Here is a 16933-nt window from a genome sequence, read left to right as displayed (position 1 = left end):
TTTTTCTGAATTTACAATTTTGTATACAAAATATTCTCATTTTTTGATCAAATATAGCTAAAATTTGCATGAATGCTCAGTTATAGTAATTGTGTATACAAAAAAGAGATGTTAAATATGATCGTTATCACTCCACCTAGCACCCACAATTTACCCGAGGTCACCTTTCAGAAATTGAAAACCTTGTTGGTCGAAGGCGTCATTGCTCCTGGCAGCAAACTCAATGAGCGCGAGTTGGCAGAACAGCTCCATGTATCACGCACCCCTATTCGGGAGGCCATTCGTCGTTTAGCAGCCGATGGTTTGGTGGAGCTCATTACCAATCGGGGGGCCATTGCCGTTCAACTTTCTAGGGATGACATTATTCATACCTTTGATGTCATTGCCAATTTAGAGGGGTATTCGGGAGAATTGGCGGCACAAAATATTAGTAGTAAAGCCCTCACCGAACTAGAGGCCCTGCAATACGAAATGATGGCCTCTTATGCACGCCGAGATCTGTCGAGCTACTACCGCTTGAATTTACAAATCCACAATGCCATTAATCACGCTGCGAACAATCCCGTCTTAAGCCAACTATTTACCCAGGTGAATGCTCGCATCGAAGCATTACGCTTTCGCTCTAATCAGGATGGCGTGAAATGGGAAAAAGCAGTTGAAGAACATCAAGAGATGCTCAATGCATTAAAGGCGCATGACAGTGCCCGCATGCGCAAAGTCATGGTGCAGCATGTCATGAACAAACGGGATGTTGTCATTCAACTCATCGACTCTGAAAATACAGAAAAACTACCCGCATGAATAAGCCCCTGGATATCAACACATTACTGATTGATCAAGCGCAGCTAGCAAAGCGCCTAAACAAAGAAACGTCAGGCGAAGTCATGACGGATATGGCAAGTCGTGGGCGCTATGCGACGGACGCCTCTATTTACCAAGCAATGCCGGTGGCCGTCTTTGTTCCCAAGACTGCAGAAGACACTGCCAGTGCTATCCAAATATCAGCTGAGCTTGGCGTACCCGTGCTGCCTCGAGGTGGTGGCACAAGCCAATGTGGTCAGACTACAGGCACCGCCCTGGTCATTGATAACAGTAAATACTTCCGTAAGTTAATACACACTGACCCGGTGAAGGCCACTGCTACTGTTGAGCCAGGCATCGTGCTGGACCATCTGAATGCAGCTTTAAAACCGCATGGCCTCTGGTACCCCGTAGATGTCTCTACGGGTGGACAAGCCACTATTGGCGGCATGGCAGGCAATAACTCCTGTGGCAGTCGCTCGATTGCCTACGGCAATATGGTGCATAACGTGTTGGGCATCGATGCTTGGCTCTCTAATGGCCAAGTAGCCAACTTTGGAAATTATGGTCAAAGTACGGGTGAAGCTAAAAAATTAGGGCACTTTGTTCAGCAGCTTGCCAATCAACTTCAACCCGAAATCGAGACCCGCTTTCCGAAAGTATTGCGACGGGTTGCTGGCTATAACCTTGATATCTTTCATCCCCAGAGCGAACTTCCTTACACGAGCGATGGCAGTGTCAATCTGGCCCATTTATTAGTGGGTAGTGAAGGCACCCTAGCCTACTTTAAATCACTAGAGTTGAAATTAGCGCCACTGCCGCAACACAAAGTATTGGGCGTTGTGAACTTTGCGAGCTTCTTTAAAGCCATGGATAGCGCGCAGCATATTGTCAAACTGGGACCGACAGCAGTAGAACTGGTTGATCGAACCATGATTGATCTGGCACGTCACAACCCAAGCTTTAAGAAAACAATTGAAACAGCATTAATTGATGTCAGCAGTCAAACACCCGAAGCCATTTTGTTGGTCGAGTTTTCAGGTGAGGCTCATGCGCCCTTACTTGAAAAACTCAAGTCCTTAGAAGTACTCATGGGGGATTTAGGAATTCCGGGTTCGGTAGTATTAATGTCAGATGCAAGCTTGCAAAAGAATTTATGGGAAGTCCGCAAAGCTGGCCTCAACATCATGATGAGCCTCAAAGGTGACGGCAAGCCAGTCAGCTTTATTGAAGACTGCGCTGTACCACTAGAAAGTCTTGCTGAATATACCCAAGCGCTAACAGAAGTATTTTCAAAGTATGGTTCAAGAGGTACCTGGTATGCACATGCTTCAGTGGGTACTTTACATGTCCGCCCTATTTTGGATATGCGTCGCGATGGCGCCCAAAAGATGCGTGCTGTTGCCCAAGAGGCCTCTGAATTAGTTCGCAAATACAAAGGTGCCTATAGCGGCGAACATGGAGATGGTCTATGTCGCGGGGAATGGATTTCTTGGCAATTTGGCCCCAAGATCACCGAAGCCCTTTCAGAAATCAAGCAGGCATTTGATCCCGCGGGACTATTTAATCCCGGGAAGATTGTTGATCCACCTAAGATGGATGATGCCCGCTATTTCCGGTACTCACCGAGTTACAGAGTGATCCCTTTGCAACCCGCGCTAGATTGGTCTGCTTGGAATGTGCAAAACGATCCAGTAACAGAGGCAACGACTGCACCGGGAACTGGTGGTGATCCAGCAATGGGCCTAGCCAAGGCCGTGGACATGTGTAATAACAATGGCCATTGTCGTAAGTTTGACGCAGGGGTCATGTGCCCTAGCTATCGCGTTACCAGAGATGAGAAGCACCTTACCCGAGGCCGCGCCAATACCTTGAGGCTTGCCCTGTCTGATCAATTAGGCCCATCGAAAGATAGTTCTGCATCCTCAGCATCCCCCATAGGCAGCATAGGCAGCATAGGCAGCATAGGCAGCGATGCTATTAAAGAGGTAATGGATCTCTGCGTTAGTTGTAAGGCCTGTCGCCGTGAATGTCCAACGGGTGTTGATATGGCAAAGATGAAAATTGAGTTCTTATCTGCTTACAAAAAACGGGTTGGTCACTCTTTACGTGATCTCGCTGTTGCCTATTTACCTAAATATGCTTCCATGATTAGCGCTGTGCCTGGCTTAGCTATGCTACTCAATCTACGTAACCGAATTTCAATCATTGCCAAGCTTCAAGAGCGACTGATGGGTATTTCTGCCCAAAGAAGTTTGCCTATCTGGAAAGCAAGCAATTTTTGGAGCAATCAAAAAGGGAACTCCACTTATCGTTTCACACCAGAAGAATTGGCTCGAGAGGATGGCAATGGTAATCAAGGTGTCGTCTTATTGGCAGACACCTTTAATGCCTACTTTGAAGATGACAATTTGCAAGCGGCCTTGACGGTTCTTAAGGCAGCAGGCTATCGAGTCCACATTCCACAAAAAACCCTAGAGCAGCGTTTAAAAATAAGTACAAATGCCAGCACCAGTACCAGTACCAGTACCAGTACTTGCTCTAAGGAATTTTGCTGTGGTCGTACCTACTTAGCTACTGGCATGATCGATAAAGCAAAAGAAACATTAGGCGAACTAGTAAATCATTTAGCGCCTTTTGCTGAAAAAGGCATTCCGATTATTGGTCTAGAGCCCTCTTGCTTATTTACCTTGAAAGATGAGGCCCTTGTTATGGGATTTGGTGAGCGTGCTATTACTGTTAGTAAACAAGCGCAGCTTTTAGAAGAATTTTTAGCGAGTAAAGCAAAAGCAGGTCAGCTTAAATTGACTTTAAAGCCGGCAACGCGCCCCGTGTTGTTTCATGGACACTGCCATCAAAAGGCATTTGCAGCCCTGACTCCGGCCCTTGAACTACTGAAATTAATTCCTAATGCCGATCCCAAGCTGATTGAATCTTCTTGCTGTGGCATGGCCGGCAGCTTTGGTTATGAGGCAGAGCATATTGAAGTATCTAAGCAAATGGCAGAACTTAGTCTCTTGCCTGCTATTCGTAAAGCACCCGATAGTTGGGTGGTAGCTGATGGCACCAGTTGTCGTCATCAGATTGCTGATGGAGCGCAAAGAGAGGCTGTACATATTGCCAAAATACTAGCGGCTCACCTTTAAAACCAAACTAGTGGATGCTTAGCGCATCACCCCGTAGGACACCATCAAAATCGTTCCAGTCAATAAGGCTGGAACGAGGCGTCGTGTTGGTTTAGACACCATCACACCAATACTCAAGGCGCAAATCAACAACCGAATCCATACCGGTACGGTTGCCAGTAAACCCAAGGGCATCAAGATTAATCGAATCGTTAACGCAGCCACCATGGCATAAGTCACTGCAGCGAGCCAGCGAAAGATTTCACTATCTTGATTGATGCTCTTGGAGAGAAAGACGCCAATGGCCCGACAAACATAGGTTCCAATAGTCGCTCCTGCTAGAGCAATCCATAAACCCCAACCTTGCAGAACGGTATTCATCAACCTAACATCCCCGCTCTTTTGCGTAAGCACTTTCGATCAATAAAATAGGCAATCGTTCCAGCCACCAAGCCTGTAGAGAGCAAGCTGGTATCGCGATCTAGCAAAAAGAATACGGGGCCTAGTGCACACCCAAGAAAGATTGCGATCCGATTAATCCAAGGCTTGACCTCGGTAAAAGTAAGCATAAAAAATAAGGGGTTAATAAAGACGAGGCCTAGTGTGATGGCTACAGGAACCATGCCCGCCAAAAAGAATCCCAGGATCGTTCCTGGAATAGAGATGATCCAACACAGCAACCCCAGACCCACAAAATAACTGAGGCGATGTTTGACTTCAATCGTATGAAATTCACGCATCGAAATCGCCCATGCAGTCATTGCCAATAGGTGGACTGAGGCATACAGACTATGGTTACGGTCTTTTTGATGAAACTGTGGAAAGAGCGTCACCGTCATCGTGATAAATCGAGTAGATGTTAATGTCACCGCTAGTGCAATCGCTAAAACAGAGGAGCCTGTCGTTGCCATCTCTAACAACACCACCTGGCCAGGCAAGGCAAACATAAAGAAACTGGTAGCACTGGTAAACCAGACATCTAGGCCGTTGGTTTTTCCCATGGCCCCAAAACCCACCATACCAGCAAAGAGCACCATTGCTGGAGCGCCTGCGGCATCACGGATGCCAGACCAAAAAGCATCATTGCCACTTTTGAAGCGCTGTAGAGCTGAAGCCTCTAACGCTATTTCGCTAGGATCAATGGCAGGCTGATCAGTTTTACTCATAACTTATTGTAAGCCCAGCGCCCATTGAATATGCTCAGCTACCAGGACGTCAGTGGATGGCAATGCTAGGGCTAAGGTTAGGGCTTCCCGAATGTTGCTCTGCTCAGTAGCGTCCAGCTTTGTATCCAACAGTGCGTTGCCTAAGGCTACAGCTAAGTTTCTACGCCACCGAGAATAGCCAATCCGACGAATCGCACTACCCTCATGACGCTGATTAAATTCTGGCTCGGTCCACGACCATAAATGTAAGAGGCTAGACTGGCCAAGGCCATGACGCTCTGCAAAGTCGGGCAATGCACTACGTTGCGCAAATTTATTCCAAGGGCAAATTAATTGGCAATCATCGCATCCATAAATGCGATTACCCATGGCACGACGAAATTCGATCGGAATAGCGTCTGGGTTTTCAATCGTCAAATAAGAAATACAGCGCCGTGCATCTAATTGATACGGTGCCGTAATCGCCTGCGTTGGGCAAACCTCAATACATGCCTGGCAAGAGCCGCAATGAGATTGCTCTTCTTGGTCAATCGGTAAGGGAATATCTACTAAGATCTCCCCCAAAAAAAAGGTAGAACCAGACTCACGATTGAGTAATAGGGTGTGCTTACCACGCCAACCTAAGCCTGCCTTACGAGCCAATTCCACTTCCATTAATGGCGCTGAATCGGTAAACACACGATAACCAAAAGCACCAATACGCTGCTCAATCAGCGTGGCAAACGCTTGCAAACGATTACGCATCACCTTGTGATAATCCCGCCCACGGGCATATAAGGACACTACTGCCTGGGCTGGATCGGCTAGACGCTCCCACTCTTGATCAAAATCGACTGTTGGGGAAAGATAATTCATGGTGACGCAGATGACGCGTACCGTGCCAGGAACTAATACTTCTGGGTCAGCCCGCAGATGCGCCTGACGTGCCATGTATTCCATCTTGCCATGGCGCCCCTGCTCTAGCCATTCTTGTAAGCGCTCGGTAGCGGACCCCAGTTGAGTGTCAGTAATACGCAAGCCGTCAAAACCCAGTTTTGCAGACTGCTCATCAAGCCATTCTCTTAGACCGGCTTGTTCTGTCATGGGGGTTATTGGGTTAGAAGACATCAAGATTACGGAATCGGGCCTAATAATTGAATACACTAAGGAAATGGCTCAAGATACTTTCACACAACATTGTAGGCAAGAAGCAGAAACGGCCGCTTTATCTGGGCAGCTTGCCCTCAGTCTTGGGCGATTTTTTCAGCTCGAACCGCACAGCCACCTCAATATTGCCTTAGAGGGAGACTTAGGAGCCGGCAAGACTACTTTTGCTCGTTATTTAATTCAAGGACTGGGATATGTGGATCGCGTCAAAAGTCCCACTTACACCTTATGTGAGCCCTACCCTTTTATCTGTCATGCCAGCAGCCTGATAGCCAATCATTTTGATCTGTATCGCATGCGGGATCCCTTGGAGTGGCAAGAGGCGGGTTTTGCCGAGCAGTTTGATGAGCCGGGATTTTGCCTAGTGGAGTGGCCAGAAAAAGCAGAGGGTACGCTACCGGCATTTGATATTCAGATTCAGCTTGTTGCCGATGGTGAAGAGCATGAGAGAACCATCAAAATACAGGCTCAATCTCCCAGCGGGGTGAGTGTACTGAACATGCTGCATTCTCTTCGCCAGCAAAATTGATGCGGAAGGCTTCAGTCAATACCTCCAGAAGGAAGTATCTGGGCACCTCAGCGAAGCTGATGGGCTTTATTTTTCTTTTTAGTGAAATCGATATTGCTTGGGGCGCTAAGATTTTAGGGGTGCGCATCTGGCCTGCTGAAGATTACACCCGTATTACGCTAGAGTCAGATAAAGCACTGCCCATTACACAGCAATTACTTAGCAACCCCGATCGCCTAGTAGTGGATGTTCAGGGTATGGAGCTTAACTCTACGCTCAAAGATTTAGTGGCTAAGGTAAAACCAAATGATCCTTACGTTTCTCAAATTCGGGTCGGTCAGTTTCAGCCTGGTATGGTGCGCTTGGTTTTTGACTTAAAGGAGCCTGTCAAGCCTCAGCTCTTCACGCTAGACCCAGTTGCAGAGTATCAATATCGCATGGTCCTAGACCTATACCCAGCCATACCTCCAGATCCATTGATGGAATTAGTGAAACGTAGTGCCCGTAAGGAAAGCGCCCTAGAAAAAGCCAATGAAGAAATTGATTTAATTGCGCAATTTGCAGCTAAAAAAGAAAAAGAAGCGCCAAGAGCCCCTGTAGCGCAGGCGATACCAGATGTAAAAGAACGCGCCGCTCAAAGTAAACCTTATCAGCGGCTCATTACTATTGCAATCGATCCGGGTCATGGCGGAGAAGATCCTGGTGCTATCGGAGCCATGGGCTCTAAAGAAAAACATATCGTTCTCTCTATCGCTAAACGTCTACGTGAAAAAATTGAGGGCGAAGCTTACATGCGCCCTTTCCTCACAAGAGATGGTGACTACTTTGTGCCGCTCCATGCCCGAGTGCAAAAAGCACGAAGCGTTCAAGCTGATCTATTTGTGTCTATTCATGCCGATGCATTTATAGAGCCTAGGGCAAAAGGGGCCTCGGTATTTGCGCTGTCTCAAATGGGTGCCAGTAGTACGATGGCGCGATGGATGGCTAATAAAGAAAATGCTTCTGACTTAATCGGCGGCATCAATATCAAAACCCAAGATAAGCAAGTAGCCAATCTGCTATTAGATATGTCCACTACCGCACAAATTAAAGATTCACTACAAGTCGGTCGTTCGATTCTGAAGCAAATCGGAGGATTTGCATCCCTCCACAAGGGTAATGTAGAACAGGCGAGCTTTGCGGTTCTAAAGGCACCGGATATCCCCTCAATTTTGGTAGAAACTGCCTTTATCAGCAACCCACAAGAAGAAGCAAGGCTGAATGATGATGCCTATCAAGATCGGATCGCTGAGGCAATTTTGAGAGGAATTAAGGATTATTTCTCAAAAAATCCACCTGTTGCCAGAAGAACAAATGCCTAATGTGCTTGTAGATATAAGGCATAGAAGGAGCCCCGCCCAATCTCAGGGGAAGCAAGTTAACTTCTTGCTATAATTTCACTCTTTACTGGGTCGGTAGCTCAGTCGGTAGAGCAGCGGACTTTTAATCCGTTGGTCGCGAGTTCGAATCTCGCCCGACCCACCAGTAATACAAAAGCCTCTAGAGAAATCTAGGGGCTTTTTCTTTTGGTTGATTGGAATGTTGTGACTGTTGTTGACAATGGTTGATCTCATGGACGTTGATTGGGTCAGGATTGTCTACGCTGGATGAGGCTGGTTGACCGTAGGCAACTAAAGTGACTTGTTCTAATACGCTAAACCTGAGAAGATCATTCTGTAAGCAATTGCCAGAATGGACTCATGGATTTATATAAACAAACCTTAGATTTCCAAGAAGCACTAATTAAGCACCTCACAACCACCGAAGCCATGGATGAGCATGCTTACGAAACATTACGTAAAGAATTGATAGAAAAAGCATCTCTTAAAGAATTCATTCCTCCATTCTTAATACAGAATCGTACCGTTCAACATCTAAACCAATCAATTAAGGCATCACTACCTACGTATGCACAAAGAAGAACCTATATAAGAGAATCCTTTTCTCGGCTATTAGATGTTCTGGAGTTTGAAGAAACTTTTTCCGCCGAATCCGAGCAAATGACTAAAAAAGCATTTATAAGCTACTCTACTGATGACAAAATCATTGCAGGAAAACTGAAAAGCGTACTTGAAGGTTACGATATTCCATCGTTTATGGCCCACGATGATATTGAAGTCTCTGAAGAGTGGTCAAAAAGAATTTTAGAAGAAGTTAACTCTTGATCAATATTTGTCTGTCTTCTAAGCAAGAGCTTTGTTCGATCAGAATTCTGTCTCCAGGAAACTGGCATAGCGGCTAGCAGAAATAATATCTGCATCATTCCACTATCCCTAGATAGAACAATACCTCCTGGGTTTTTAAAGAAATTTCAATCGTCAAAACTCAACTCAGAGCAAATTGGAATACAAGATTTTCTCCCAGCATTCCTAAAGTCTGACCTAAGGATGGCAATTGCGATTCTGCTGAATTTATTAAAAGCAGTTAAGTTTTACAGGGGTGCCGAATATTTGACCAATCAAATAAGGCCATACCTTAAGCAGTTAAAAGATTTTGAAATTAAGAAACTAATTCTGACGTGTCGAGAAAACGACCAAATATATGATGCTGGTGGTTTTGCATCAACGTTTTTGCCGCTTTTGATTCAAGTCTTTCCTACCCACATAGACCAAGAAACAAAAAAGTTTTTTCAAGAAAAGATAACCCAATACTCATAACTAACGACTAGCAGCAGCACCACCCCAAGTGGATATTCCCAACATAAAGCCTAAGTCGTACCACCAGCCTGAATTCGGAAAAGCGTAAACACGCACATCCGAAAAGATTCCTACAACCAAAGCAATTGGTGAAATCCAACCATGAATAAGCCCCATGAAAAACCCCGGTGGATCATAAGCGGTGTTAACAGGTTGATAGGCGCAACCAATTAACAATAGAGATATTAGTGCCGACAACAATAAAAGCCTCTTCATTTAAAGATCCCCATTATTTGATTGGGAATTCTTATAGAGTAAAACTAACCCAGTAATTGGCGCAAAGAAGAATCCCATAAAGAACCAAAGCCATACATTACGATTGGTGGTCTGAGCCCAATAGGCGCAGAAGATACCAAACAAGAAAAAGCCAATTCCAGAGTATTCATTCATAGTAATTTACAAGTCCCAAAAGCAATTCCACCACGACCATTGTTCTCAACAAACTTCATATCTGGAAACAACTGAATATCGTACTGACTTCTAAATAGGTAGAACTTCCTGTATCCCACATGCTTATCCACTTCCACCCTATCAATATCGTAGGAATCACAAGTTACTTTATTGTCATTAGGCCGAATACTGCATCTATCCACTTTGGGCTTATCTGAATCGTGAATTCTGGCGGAAAACTTATACTTTTCCATTTGAGCTGGCTGATAGATATTCTCAAAGTCCAGCTTCTTTGTGACGGTACAGTCATAGCTGGCGGCATTGGCTAAACTGGACACTGTAAGCAAACAAACAAGTGCTAAGAATTTCATATAAACCCCAAAAGTAACTTGCTTCAGTTTAGTTATGGGATTGATAACTGTCTAGCCCTGATTGTGGGTATTATGAGATTGCCAAGTGTCGCGTAACGCGGTAATCATCCCCTTTTTAACCTAAGCTAAAAGTAGAGGCTGGTACTGCAATTGCTAGTTTTTGTTTAGGAGTAATTCCTCCTAAACCCATATTGGGTCTTTCGTGATTGTAGGTCCACATCCAGTGGGTTGCAAAATCTTGTACTTCATCAATCGATTCAAAGAGGTATTGATTAAGCCAGTCATATCTCACCGTACGGTTATAGCGTTCAATATAGGCATTTTGTTGTGGCTTACCTGGTTGGATGTAACTCATCTCTATCTGATGTTTAGCAGCCCATACAGTCAGGATGTTTCCTACGAGTTCGGGGCCATTGTCACAACGTATTTTTAAGGGCTTGCCACGCCATTCAATGATTTGATCGAGTGACCGGATCACTCGTACTGCGGGCATGGAAAAATCAATATCAATGGCCAAGGCCTCTCGATTAAAGTCATCGATCACATTAAAAAGGCGGATGGTTCTGCCGTCGTGCAACTGATCATGCATAAAATCAATCGACCAAGTGTCATTAATGCCTTGGGGTACAGCTAGTGGTAAAGGCTTTTCCCGAACCAAGCGTTTATGGGGTTTGATGCGTAAATTGAGCTCTAGTTCCTTATAGATCCGATAAACCCGTTTGTGATTCCATTTAAATCCCTTCACGTTACGCAAGAACAGGTAGCAAAGACCAAAGCCCCAGTTACGTTGATTGTGAGTAAGACGAACCAGCCAATCGGCAATGAGGGCATTGTCAGTCGACAGCTTGGGGCTATAGTGATAGCAGGTCTGGCTAATGACAAAGGTGTCGCACGCTAAGCGGATGCTCATACGACCCTTTTTTACTTCTTGGCTGGCCATCTCGCGGCGGCGAGATGGCCGAGTTACTTTTTTTGCAGAACTTCCTTTAAGACATCCGCCTGGAGTTGGACTTCGGCGTACATCTTCTTTAGGCGGGCATTTTCAAGCTCTAACTCTTTAACGCGGGACATCATAGAAGCATCCATACCGCCGTATTTAGAGCGCCACTTATAGAAGCTAGCAACGCTAATATTGTGCTCACGGCACAGTTCTGGGGCTGGCACGCCAGATTCGGCTTGTTTGAGGATGGCCATGATTTGGCTATCGGTAAATCGGGAGGTCTTCATAGAATTTCCTTTAAATCAAACTACATAGAAATTCTACTTTTAAATCAAGTTAAGCTAGGGGATGATTACCGCCTGAATAGCGGTATCTCTGGTTATTGTTATTTCGTGTGTTTGGTTTTGGCATTTGGCTAGAGAATAGATTTAGCTGATCCCCAAAGGGTCCGTCCAAATTCAAAGTGGTTCCTCCATGAAGCTCTAGATATGAGGCCCCACTATCAGTCTCAAAGTCAAAAAGATCTCTATCAGTGCGTTGATCCTGCTTAACAGATATATCGAGCGTTTTATGTATAGATACCCTGCTGCTACTCAAATTGACCCCATCCTCAGCAGGATAGCTGACCCTCAAACATTCCAATGAAATATCAGAATTAGTTACATCAAAACCATCATCGCCAGAATAAAAGCTACTCACGGAAGTAATATCCCACTCAACTTTGGATACACCCATAACCGAGATCGCATCGAGATCATCCTCAGTCAACTCAGCCTTTCTTTTGGAGCTACTTTTTAAGGAATCGCTACAACCAAGATAATAAGCACTTATTTTGGTGGCAGAGAATAAGGATCTCGAGTTTGAATCTTTCACTTTCAATCTGATACCATCTTTTTCCGTATTCTGATGACTACCTAGAAACCAAAGCCCACCATTATTGGCAATTTTTTCAGGCTTTAAGGAGATAGGATCTGCTGCCTTGAAAGTAATGCGCCCTCCAATTAGCTTTGATCCTTGATCAAAAATTAATGCAGATCTTCTGATGTTGCGGGATTTCTTAGGCCCATTAGCAATAAAAATTTGAGCATTGTCTTCAATGGTGAGACGCACTCCGTTTTTTACATGAATCTCCCCTTTAATTAGATAAGATTTTTTATTTGTGAGCACTCTACTTTTTGCAATTGATTTACTAATAAGCTCTACCGACTTCATCTTAAAGAACCTTTGGAAAACTTTAATTTCATAATTAAAAGCATGATTATTTGATGACTGGCATCTAATATAGAATACCAACCTCCATCATTGCACGTGCTTGAGAGTTGTTGTTTCCTGAATAACCAAATGCAAGACCACCAGTAGTGTTAGATGCTTTTACATAAGACGCCTCTACGCGAACGAAATATTGGTTAATTTGATAGGTCGGTGTAAATGTAAAAGACCAGGCTGAACTCCCGGCTCCATATAGGATAGTTGGCGCTCCATCAAGCTGACTTCCAGAGGACAGTATTTTCCAATCCAGGTATGAGCCTGAAGCGGGTTTGAGTTGGTGACCTTTGCTTCTTGACCTGACCGGGTTAAAACTGGAAGTTTAAGGGACTTGGTTTTGTCTTCTAATTTGCATTCATGCAGGCCCCTGCCAGGCCGCCGGAGGCCCCCCCCGCGCATGTTTTTTCACACTCGTTCTTGTTTTTCTTTGCGTCGAATCTGTGTCGACTCGGCGTCGATTCAAGTCTGCAGTTTGCGCTTTGGCTTGTTGAATAACTCAAACAAATCGGCCTTGGCCTTTTGCATCTCATGGGCCGCTTGCAGATCGGTTCTTTCTTTGGCCCGAGCCAGCAAATCTTCAAGCGTGATGCCCGCTTTGAACTTGACCAAACCCCTGTCGTTTAGTTGCACCAATCGCTCCAGCGGCGTCTTCGCATCTTTGTTCTTGTAGACCTTTTTAACCTTCCCTTTGTCACACACCACCTCGGTGGCAAACAAGCAAGGACGGTGCAAATTGAGCCACGAATTGAACACACCTTCATAGAACGCATTGATGGGTTTTGCGTACTTCTTTGGAATGTGGCTGTAGCCCATATGCTTCCTGACCACACTGGCATTCTTGCTCTCTGCCAAGGCGTTGTCGTTACTTTGACGGGCACGTGATTTGGTCTGCTCGATACGCAACTTTTCTAGCATTTTGGCCACCTTGTGGTTGATGTACTCCGAGCCGTTGTCAGAGTGGAACCCTTCAATCTCAAACGGGAACTGCGCAATCACCGCCTGCAGAATCGGCAGTAAATATGCCTCACTGATGCCCTCTACACAAGCCTCTACTTGCCACTGGCTGACGCTGTCCACGCAGGTGATGTGGTAGACCCCTTTGAGGCCATCCAAATCACCTTGGTGGACGCTGTCAATGCGTACCCAGCCCGCACGTCCATTGGGCCTGGGTGCCTTGCGCACGCCAATGGAGTTGCACACCGATCGGGTCTTGGTGAAGCTGACGCGAAGTTTTTGGTAGCCAGCACTTTTGCGCAGGTTGTACAGGTGCGCGACCGACAGACCGGCCAGGCGCTCGTAGTCCTTGTCGCCGTATACCGTGTAGGCCCGGCGCAATAGGTGGGCGATGGCCGGGCCACAGACATCTTCATTGGCGCGATCTACCTCCACGAGCAGTGCGACATCGACAGCTGTGTACTTGCGGGTGAAGGGGGCAGCAGGGGCGCGGTAGCGTTTGGCCAGGGGCACAGGTGCCAGGCGGTTCTCCTGCCAGCGCGCTACCAGGCGGGTGATCTGAGGGCGACTGTAGCCGCTGGTGTGGCGCAGGTAGGCCAGTACCACGCCGCGATCATGTTTGCCGCACTGGCGGTACTCAAAGCGCTTGAGAACGCGGCTGATGTGTTCGTAGCGCTGGGCGTCACCAACGCCTGCGGCGAGCGTGAATTTGACTTCTGGGGTTGCATCCAGAAATTCCTGCAGTTGCGCAATCGTGCGCAGCTTTGTCTCGTCCATGTTGATCACCATCCTTGGATGATCAAGCCAATGGCAGTTGGGCCTGAAACCTACCCCTTCAGGCTCATTTCTGGTTGGAAATACGTGCGCCGTTCAGGCTCATACCTCATTGGACAAGGCTGGGAATTGATATATTCAACTCTAAATGGTAGGCTTGCAAGCTCTTTGGCCGCTCCATTGAAAAAAGTCGTTGGCATTCTATAGTTAGTTAAGATTGCCGCGCCTCGAGTCTGGTATGAAGAAGGTATGCCTATAGATTCATTAGCTGGAATATTTGAATATTGCAGATACGGGGTAGCCAACCACCTGCCAAACGAAGCTGAATAAATCAGATTGTAAATTTGAGAATTATTTTGCAGCAACGGGGTATTTTGGTTATTTGTACTGCTTGCGCTTAGCGCACCAGTCCAGCTAGCGCTTAGCGTTTGGGATTTATCTAACTTGTAGGAGGCTGATGCCCCCAACCAATTAAATCTGTTAGAGAAATATCCATCCGTAAAAGAGATTGCGGTAGAAAGCCTATCCCCGTCATAATTGAGAACTGCACCATTACTCACAGAGCTTGTTTGACCCCATAACATTCCACGCTGTATGTTTAAATTTTGATAGGTAAAGGTAGGCTCATATCCACCCATAGATGGTAACTTACCCAAAGATAGCGACCATTCTTTACCTGGAACAAAAGAAACAAAGGCCTGCGGAATCATGCCATATGTATTGTAGGTATCTAATGTTGCCCTCTTAAACTCCTCACCCAGAACAGGCACAGCGTAATAGCCAGTTTGGATAAAAAATTGAGTAAACCCAGTATTTTTTCCAATTAATAATTGGGCATTTGAAAACTCTCCCGATGAGGATGGATTCTGTGGCGCTGGATTTGTCTGCTTGTAGCCAATTGCTGTAGCAACTCCAGAAATATTCCACTCTCCGAGCTTGCCCAAATCAATATTGGGCCCTTTGCCAATAAATTCTAATGACTCTCCCATTGGCATGTTATTTGTCGAAGAAATTTCATCAGCACCTGTCGCATAACGCACCTCAAATAGTAGGCATAAGGTAGTAATCAATATTAGTGGGTTAAAACGCCTCATCTCCTGTATTTTATGTGATTAGCCATCGATAAGACTTAATATGGCACTAGAAATCGATTTATTGAGAGCCGAGCATTAAAGATGTAGCATAAAGACAAAAACGGCACTTATCTCAGATTTAATGATGGGGGTGCTGAATCGCTACCACTTCTGAAAACACTTTCTAACCTAGTATTTAATCTGTTTGGGGTATCACATCCTAATTAGCATTTCCTAACCACACCGTTACTTTAAGTAACGGTGTACTTCCCTCCTTCAGCCATAAATCTACAGTCAGAATTTAAGCCTTTGCCCCATAACCAATAGCACAGTCAATAGCACACCTGCTTTTGATCGCTACAACATATTGATTTATATGGGTTTTTGAAGAGGTTTGACTTCTTTTAATCCGTTGGTCGCGAGTTCGAATCTCGCCCGACCCACCAGTTTTAAATGAACCCTCGCTAGCGATAGCGGGGGTTTCGTCTTTTTGGGCTACCAAATGTGGATGCTAATAAGTGCAATACATAACTTATTGGATGTTTTGAGTCATGATGGCCTACGCTGCTAGGGGCTAGCTAACTGTGAGTATCTCCTTAAGTCACAGTTGAATGTGATTTGTCGGTTTACCCGACAAACTAAGCGCTTAAGCAATCTAATCATAAATAATTTTTTGAGTAAGGCCAAACATCACTAATCTCATCCTCAGTTGATATCACCCAAAGCCACCAAATACCTCAGAACCAACTTCTGAACTGATCCCAAAAGTTGGGAGGTGTAAGATTGTCAGTAGATGGTAATTAAGTTCTTACAACTTCTCACTAGTCCACATCGCTCCACTAAAACTAATGCTCAATTGGGATGCCTGCTGGCATTCGTTGCTGGAGCAGTCAATGCTGGCGGTTTTTTAGCTATCAGTCGCTATACATCCCACATGAGTGGAATCATCGCAGAAATAGGTGATGATCTTGCCTTAAATAACCTGCTTGCTGTTTTCGGCGCCATATTTTTGTTATTTTCATTTATTGCTGGATCAGCAACCACCACTGTTTTAGTCCATTGGGGTCATCGAAAAAATATCCACAGTCAGTTCGCGCTCCCATTAATTGTCGAGGCGGCATTACTGCTAATTTTTGGCCTGCTAGGCGCTAGTCTTAACTTTCATACGCTGTTAACAATCCCCGCTATTGCCATAATGCTGTGTTTTGTAATGGGCCTCCAAAATGCCATCATCACCCAAGCCTCAAAAGGTGAGATCAGAACTACGCATATGACTGGAGTTGTTACTGACATTGGAATTGAGTTGGGAAAATGGCTTTACTGGAATCGATCACAGACAGCTAGTGCCGATCATTTTGTACGCGTAAATAAAGCTAAATTGAGAACGCATTGCGCTATTTTTTCATTTTTTCTTGTTGGAGCGCTCGTAGGGGCTATTAGCTTTAAAGAGTTCGGCTATGTATCTGTTGTCCCTATTTCACTTTTACTGATTGTTATCTCTAGCCTACAGATATATCGAGACTTTAGAAATCATGATTAAAGTCAGGCATATAAGCCAATAGGGATTCGGTCTATGGCTACTAGCCACTTTTTTAAAGTGGCTATCGAAAACCCATACATCACTATGGGTAGCTCATATCAAACTAAAGCGCATCAACAGAAGTGATAGCGATTCAGACTGCCC

General features: G+C 45.3%; 18 protein-coding genes and 1 tRNA gene. 8 read left to right on the top strand and 11 right to left on the bottom strand.

What is annotated here, in order from left to right; all coding sequences use genetic code 11:
* Positions 1 to 108: 108 nt before the first annotated feature.
* Both QUD86_RS02020 and QUD86_RS02015 read left to right on the top strand, forming a co-directional pair.
* Positions 109 to 801 carry a GntR family transcriptional regulator gene (locus tag QUD86_RS02020; RefSeq protein ID WP_502928875.1) on the top strand — a complete coding sequence of 231 codons (693 nt, stop codon included), beginning with the start codon at positions 109 to 111 and terminating at the stop codon, positions 799 to 801.
* Positions 798 to 3947: an FAD-binding and (Fe-S)-binding domain-containing protein gene (locus QUD86_RS02015; protein WP_286297672.1), complete on the top strand. Its 3150-nt coding sequence runs from the start codon at positions 798 to 800 to the stop codon at positions 3945 to 3947. Before QUD86_RS02020 ends, QUD86_RS02015 begins: the two co-directional genes overlap by 4 nt.
* 18 nt (positions 3948 to 3965) lie before the next feature.
* Here QUD86_RS02015 and QUD86_RS02010 read toward each other — a convergent pair whose 3' ends face one another.
* The 3 genes from QUD86_RS02010 to queG are packed head-to-tail and all read right to left on the bottom strand — an operon-like array spanning position 3966 to position 6175.
* Complete coding sequence (locus QUD86_RS02010; protein ID WP_100379979.1) at positions 3966 to 4307, bottom strand: AzlD domain-containing protein; 342 nt, start codon at positions 4305 to 4307, stop codon at positions 3966 to 3968.
* Positions 4307 to 5092, bottom strand: a complete 786-nt coding sequence (locus tag QUD86_RS02005; protein WP_286297669.1) for an AzlC family ABC transporter permease — start codon at positions 5090 to 5092, stop codon at positions 4307 to 4309. The genes QUD86_RS02010 and QUD86_RS02005 overlap by 1 nt, the downstream gene beginning before the upstream one ends.
* Positions 5093 to 5095: 3 nt before the next feature.
* Complete coding sequence (queG, locus tag QUD86_RS02000) at positions 5096 to 6175, bottom strand: tRNA epoxyqueuosine(34) reductase QueG (RefSeq protein ID WP_286297667.1); 1080 nt, start codon at positions 6173 to 6175, stop codon at positions 5096 to 5098.
* 67 nt (positions 6176 to 6242) lie between these two features.
* Here queG and tsaE point away from each other — a divergent pair, with 67 nt between their 5' ends.
* The 5 genes from tsaE to QUD86_RS01975 all read left to right on the top strand — a co-directional run bounded on the left by tsaE (position 6243) and on the right by QUD86_RS01975 (position 9442).
* Positions 6243 to 6767, top strand: coding sequence for a tRNA (adenosine(37)-N6)-threonylcarbamoyltransferase complex ATPase subunit type 1 TsaE (gene tsaE, locus QUD86_RS01995; RefSeq protein ID WP_286297664.1), 525 nt, complete (start codon positions 6243 to 6245; stop codon positions 6765 to 6767).
* Positions 6767 to 8107, top strand: a complete 1341-nt coding sequence (locus QUD86_RS01990; RefSeq protein WP_353506535.1) for an N-acetylmuramoyl-L-alanine amidase — start codon at positions 6767 to 6769, stop codon at positions 8105 to 8107. Before tsaE ends, QUD86_RS01990 begins: the two co-directional genes overlap by 1 nt.
* Before the next feature lie 87 nt (positions 8108 to 8194).
* Positions 8195 to 8270 (top strand) — tRNA-Lys (locus QUD86_RS01985).
* Between the two features lie 215 nt (positions 8271 to 8485).
* Complete coding sequence (locus QUD86_RS01980; RefSeq protein WP_286297663.1) at positions 8486 to 8950, top strand: toll/interleukin-1 receptor domain-containing protein; 465 nt, start codon at positions 8486 to 8488, stop codon at positions 8948 to 8950.
* A 222-nt stretch (positions 8951 to 9172) separates the two neighbouring features.
* Positions 9173 to 9442 (top strand): hypothetical protein, encoded by a 270-nt coding sequence (locus tag QUD86_RS01975; protein WP_286297662.1) that lies wholly within the window; start codon positions 9173 to 9175, stop codon positions 9440 to 9442.
* Here the strand turns inward: QUD86_RS01975 and QUD86_RS01970 are convergent, their stop codons facing one another.
* The 8 genes from QUD86_RS01970 to QUD86_RS01940 all read right to left on the bottom strand — a co-directional run bounded on the left by QUD86_RS01970 (position 9443) and on the right by QUD86_RS01940 (position 15270).
* On the bottom strand, positions 9443 to 9697 hold the full coding sequence (locus QUD86_RS01970; protein WP_286297661.1) for a hypothetical protein: 255 nt from the start codon (positions 9695 to 9697) through the stop codon (positions 9443 to 9445).
* Positions 9698 to 9871: a hypothetical protein gene (locus QUD86_RS01965; RefSeq protein ID WP_286297660.1), complete on the bottom strand. Its 174-nt coding sequence runs from the start codon at positions 9869 to 9871 to the stop codon at positions 9698 to 9700.
* A complete protein-coding gene (locus QUD86_RS01960; RefSeq protein WP_286297659.1) occupies positions 9868 to 10242 on the bottom strand; it encodes a hypothetical protein in 375 nt (124 codons plus the stop codon). Before QUD86_RS01960 ends, QUD86_RS01965 begins: the two co-directional genes overlap by 4 nt.
* Positions 10243 to 10357: 115 nt before the next feature.
* Positions 10358 to 11469 (bottom strand): IS3 family transposase gene (locus QUD86_RS01955; RefSeq protein ID WP_286296203.1). Its coding sequence is split into 2 segments (ribosomal slippage): positions 10358 to 11220 and positions 11220 to 11469, totalling 1113 coding nucleotides; the frame shifts between segments, so codons are not numbered across the junction.
* A 49-nt stretch (positions 11470 to 11518) separates the two neighbouring features.
* On the bottom strand, positions 11519 to 12394 hold the full coding sequence (locus QUD86_RS01950) for a hypothetical protein (RefSeq protein ID WP_286297658.1): 876 nt from the start codon (positions 12392 to 12394) through the stop codon (positions 11519 to 11521).
* A 64-nt stretch (positions 12395 to 12458) separates the two neighbouring features.
* A complete protein-coding gene (locus QUD86_RS09505) occupies positions 12459 to 12686 on the bottom strand; it encodes an outer membrane beta-barrel protein (protein WP_502928886.1) in 228 nt (75 codons plus the stop codon).
* Between the two features lie 221 nt (positions 12687 to 12907).
* Positions 12908 to 14191, bottom strand: a complete 1284-nt coding sequence (locus QUD86_RS01945; protein ID WP_286295794.1) for a DDE-type integrase/transposase/recombinase — start codon at positions 14189 to 14191, stop codon at positions 12908 to 12910.
* Positions 14192 to 14229: 38 nt separating this feature from the next.
* Positions 14230 to 15270 carry an outer membrane beta-barrel protein gene (locus QUD86_RS01940; protein WP_286297657.1) on the bottom strand — a complete coding sequence of 347 codons (1041 nt, stop codon included), beginning with the start codon at positions 15268 to 15270 and terminating at the stop codon, positions 14230 to 14232.
* A gap of 772 nt (positions 15271 to 16042) precedes the next feature.
* Between QUD86_RS01940 and QUD86_RS01935 the strand changes: the two genes are divergently transcribed.
* Positions 16043 to 16789 carry a YoaK family protein gene (locus tag QUD86_RS01935; protein ID WP_286297656.1) on the top strand — a complete coding sequence of 249 codons (747 nt, stop codon included), beginning with the start codon at positions 16043 to 16045 and terminating at the stop codon, positions 16787 to 16789.
* The last annotated feature ends 144 nt before the right edge of the window (positions 16790 to 16933 follow it).

This window comes from Polynucleobacter sp. TUM22923 (genome assembly GCF_030295705.1).
GTDB lineage: Bacteria > Pseudomonadota > Gammaproteobacteria > Burkholderiales > Burkholderiaceae > Polynucleobacter.
Note: the sequence above shows the minus strand (reverse complement) of the source record. Positions and strands in the feature narration are given on the sequence as shown.

Bases quoted from the DNA above. Each gene is read 5' to 3' on its own strand.
- QUD86_RS02020 (WP_502928875.1), top strand. From the start codon at position 109: ATGTTAAATATGATCGTTATCACTCCACCTAGCACCCACAATTTACCC.
- QUD86_RS02015 (WP_286297672.1), top strand. From the start codon at position 798: ATGAATAAGCCCCTGGATATCAACACATTACTGATTGATCAAGCGCAG.
- QUD86_RS02010 (WP_100379979.1), bottom strand. From the start codon at position 4,307: ATGAATACCGTTCTGCAAGGTTGGGGTTTATGGATTGCTCTAGCAGGA.
- QUD86_RS02005 (WP_286297669.1), bottom strand. From the start codon at position 5,092: ATGAGTAAAACTGATCAGCCTGCCATTGATCCTAGCGAAATAGCGTTA.
- queG (WP_286297667.1), bottom strand. From the start codon at position 6,175: ATGACAGAACAAGCCGGTCTAAGAGAATGGCTTGATGAGCAGTCTGCA.
- tsaE (WP_286297664.1), top strand. From the start codon at position 6,243: ATGGCTCAAGATACTTTCACACAACATTGTAGGCAAGAAGCAGAAACG.
- QUD86_RS01990 (WP_353506535.1), top strand. From the start codon at position 6,767: ATGCGGAAGGCTTCAGTCAATACCTCCAGAAGGAAGTATCTGGGCACC.
- QUD86_RS01980 (WP_286297663.1), top strand. From the start codon at position 8,486: ATGGATTTATATAAACAAACCTTAGATTTCCAAGAAGCACTAATTAAG.
- QUD86_RS01975 (WP_286297662.1), top strand. From the start codon at position 9,173: ATGGCAATTGCGATTCTGCTGAATTTATTAAAAGCAGTTAAGTTTTAC.
- QUD86_RS01970 (WP_286297661.1), bottom strand. From the start codon at position 9,697: ATGAAGAGGCTTTTATTGTTGTCGGCACTAATATCTCTATTGTTAATT.
- QUD86_RS01965 (WP_286297660.1), bottom strand. From the start codon at position 9,871: ATGAATGAATACTCTGGAATTGGCTTTTTCTTGTTTGGTATCTTCTGC.
- QUD86_RS01960 (WP_286297659.1), bottom strand. From the start codon at position 10,242: ATGAAATTCTTAGCACTTGTTTGTTTGCTTACAGTGTCCAGTTTAGCC.
- QUD86_RS01950 (WP_286297658.1), bottom strand. From the start codon at position 12,394: ATGAAGTCGGTAGAGCTTATTAGTAAATCAATTGCAAAAAGTAGAGTG.
- QUD86_RS01945 (WP_286295794.1), bottom strand. From the start codon at position 14,191: ATGGTGATCAACATGGACGAGACAAAGCTGCGCACGATTGCGCAACTG.
- QUD86_RS01940 (WP_286297657.1), bottom strand. From the start codon at position 15,270: ATGAGGCGTTTTAACCCACTAATATTGATTACTACCTTATGCCTACTA.
- QUD86_RS01935 (WP_286297656.1), top strand. From the start codon at position 16,043: ATGGTAATTAAGTTCTTACAACTTCTCACTAGTCCACATCGCTCCACT.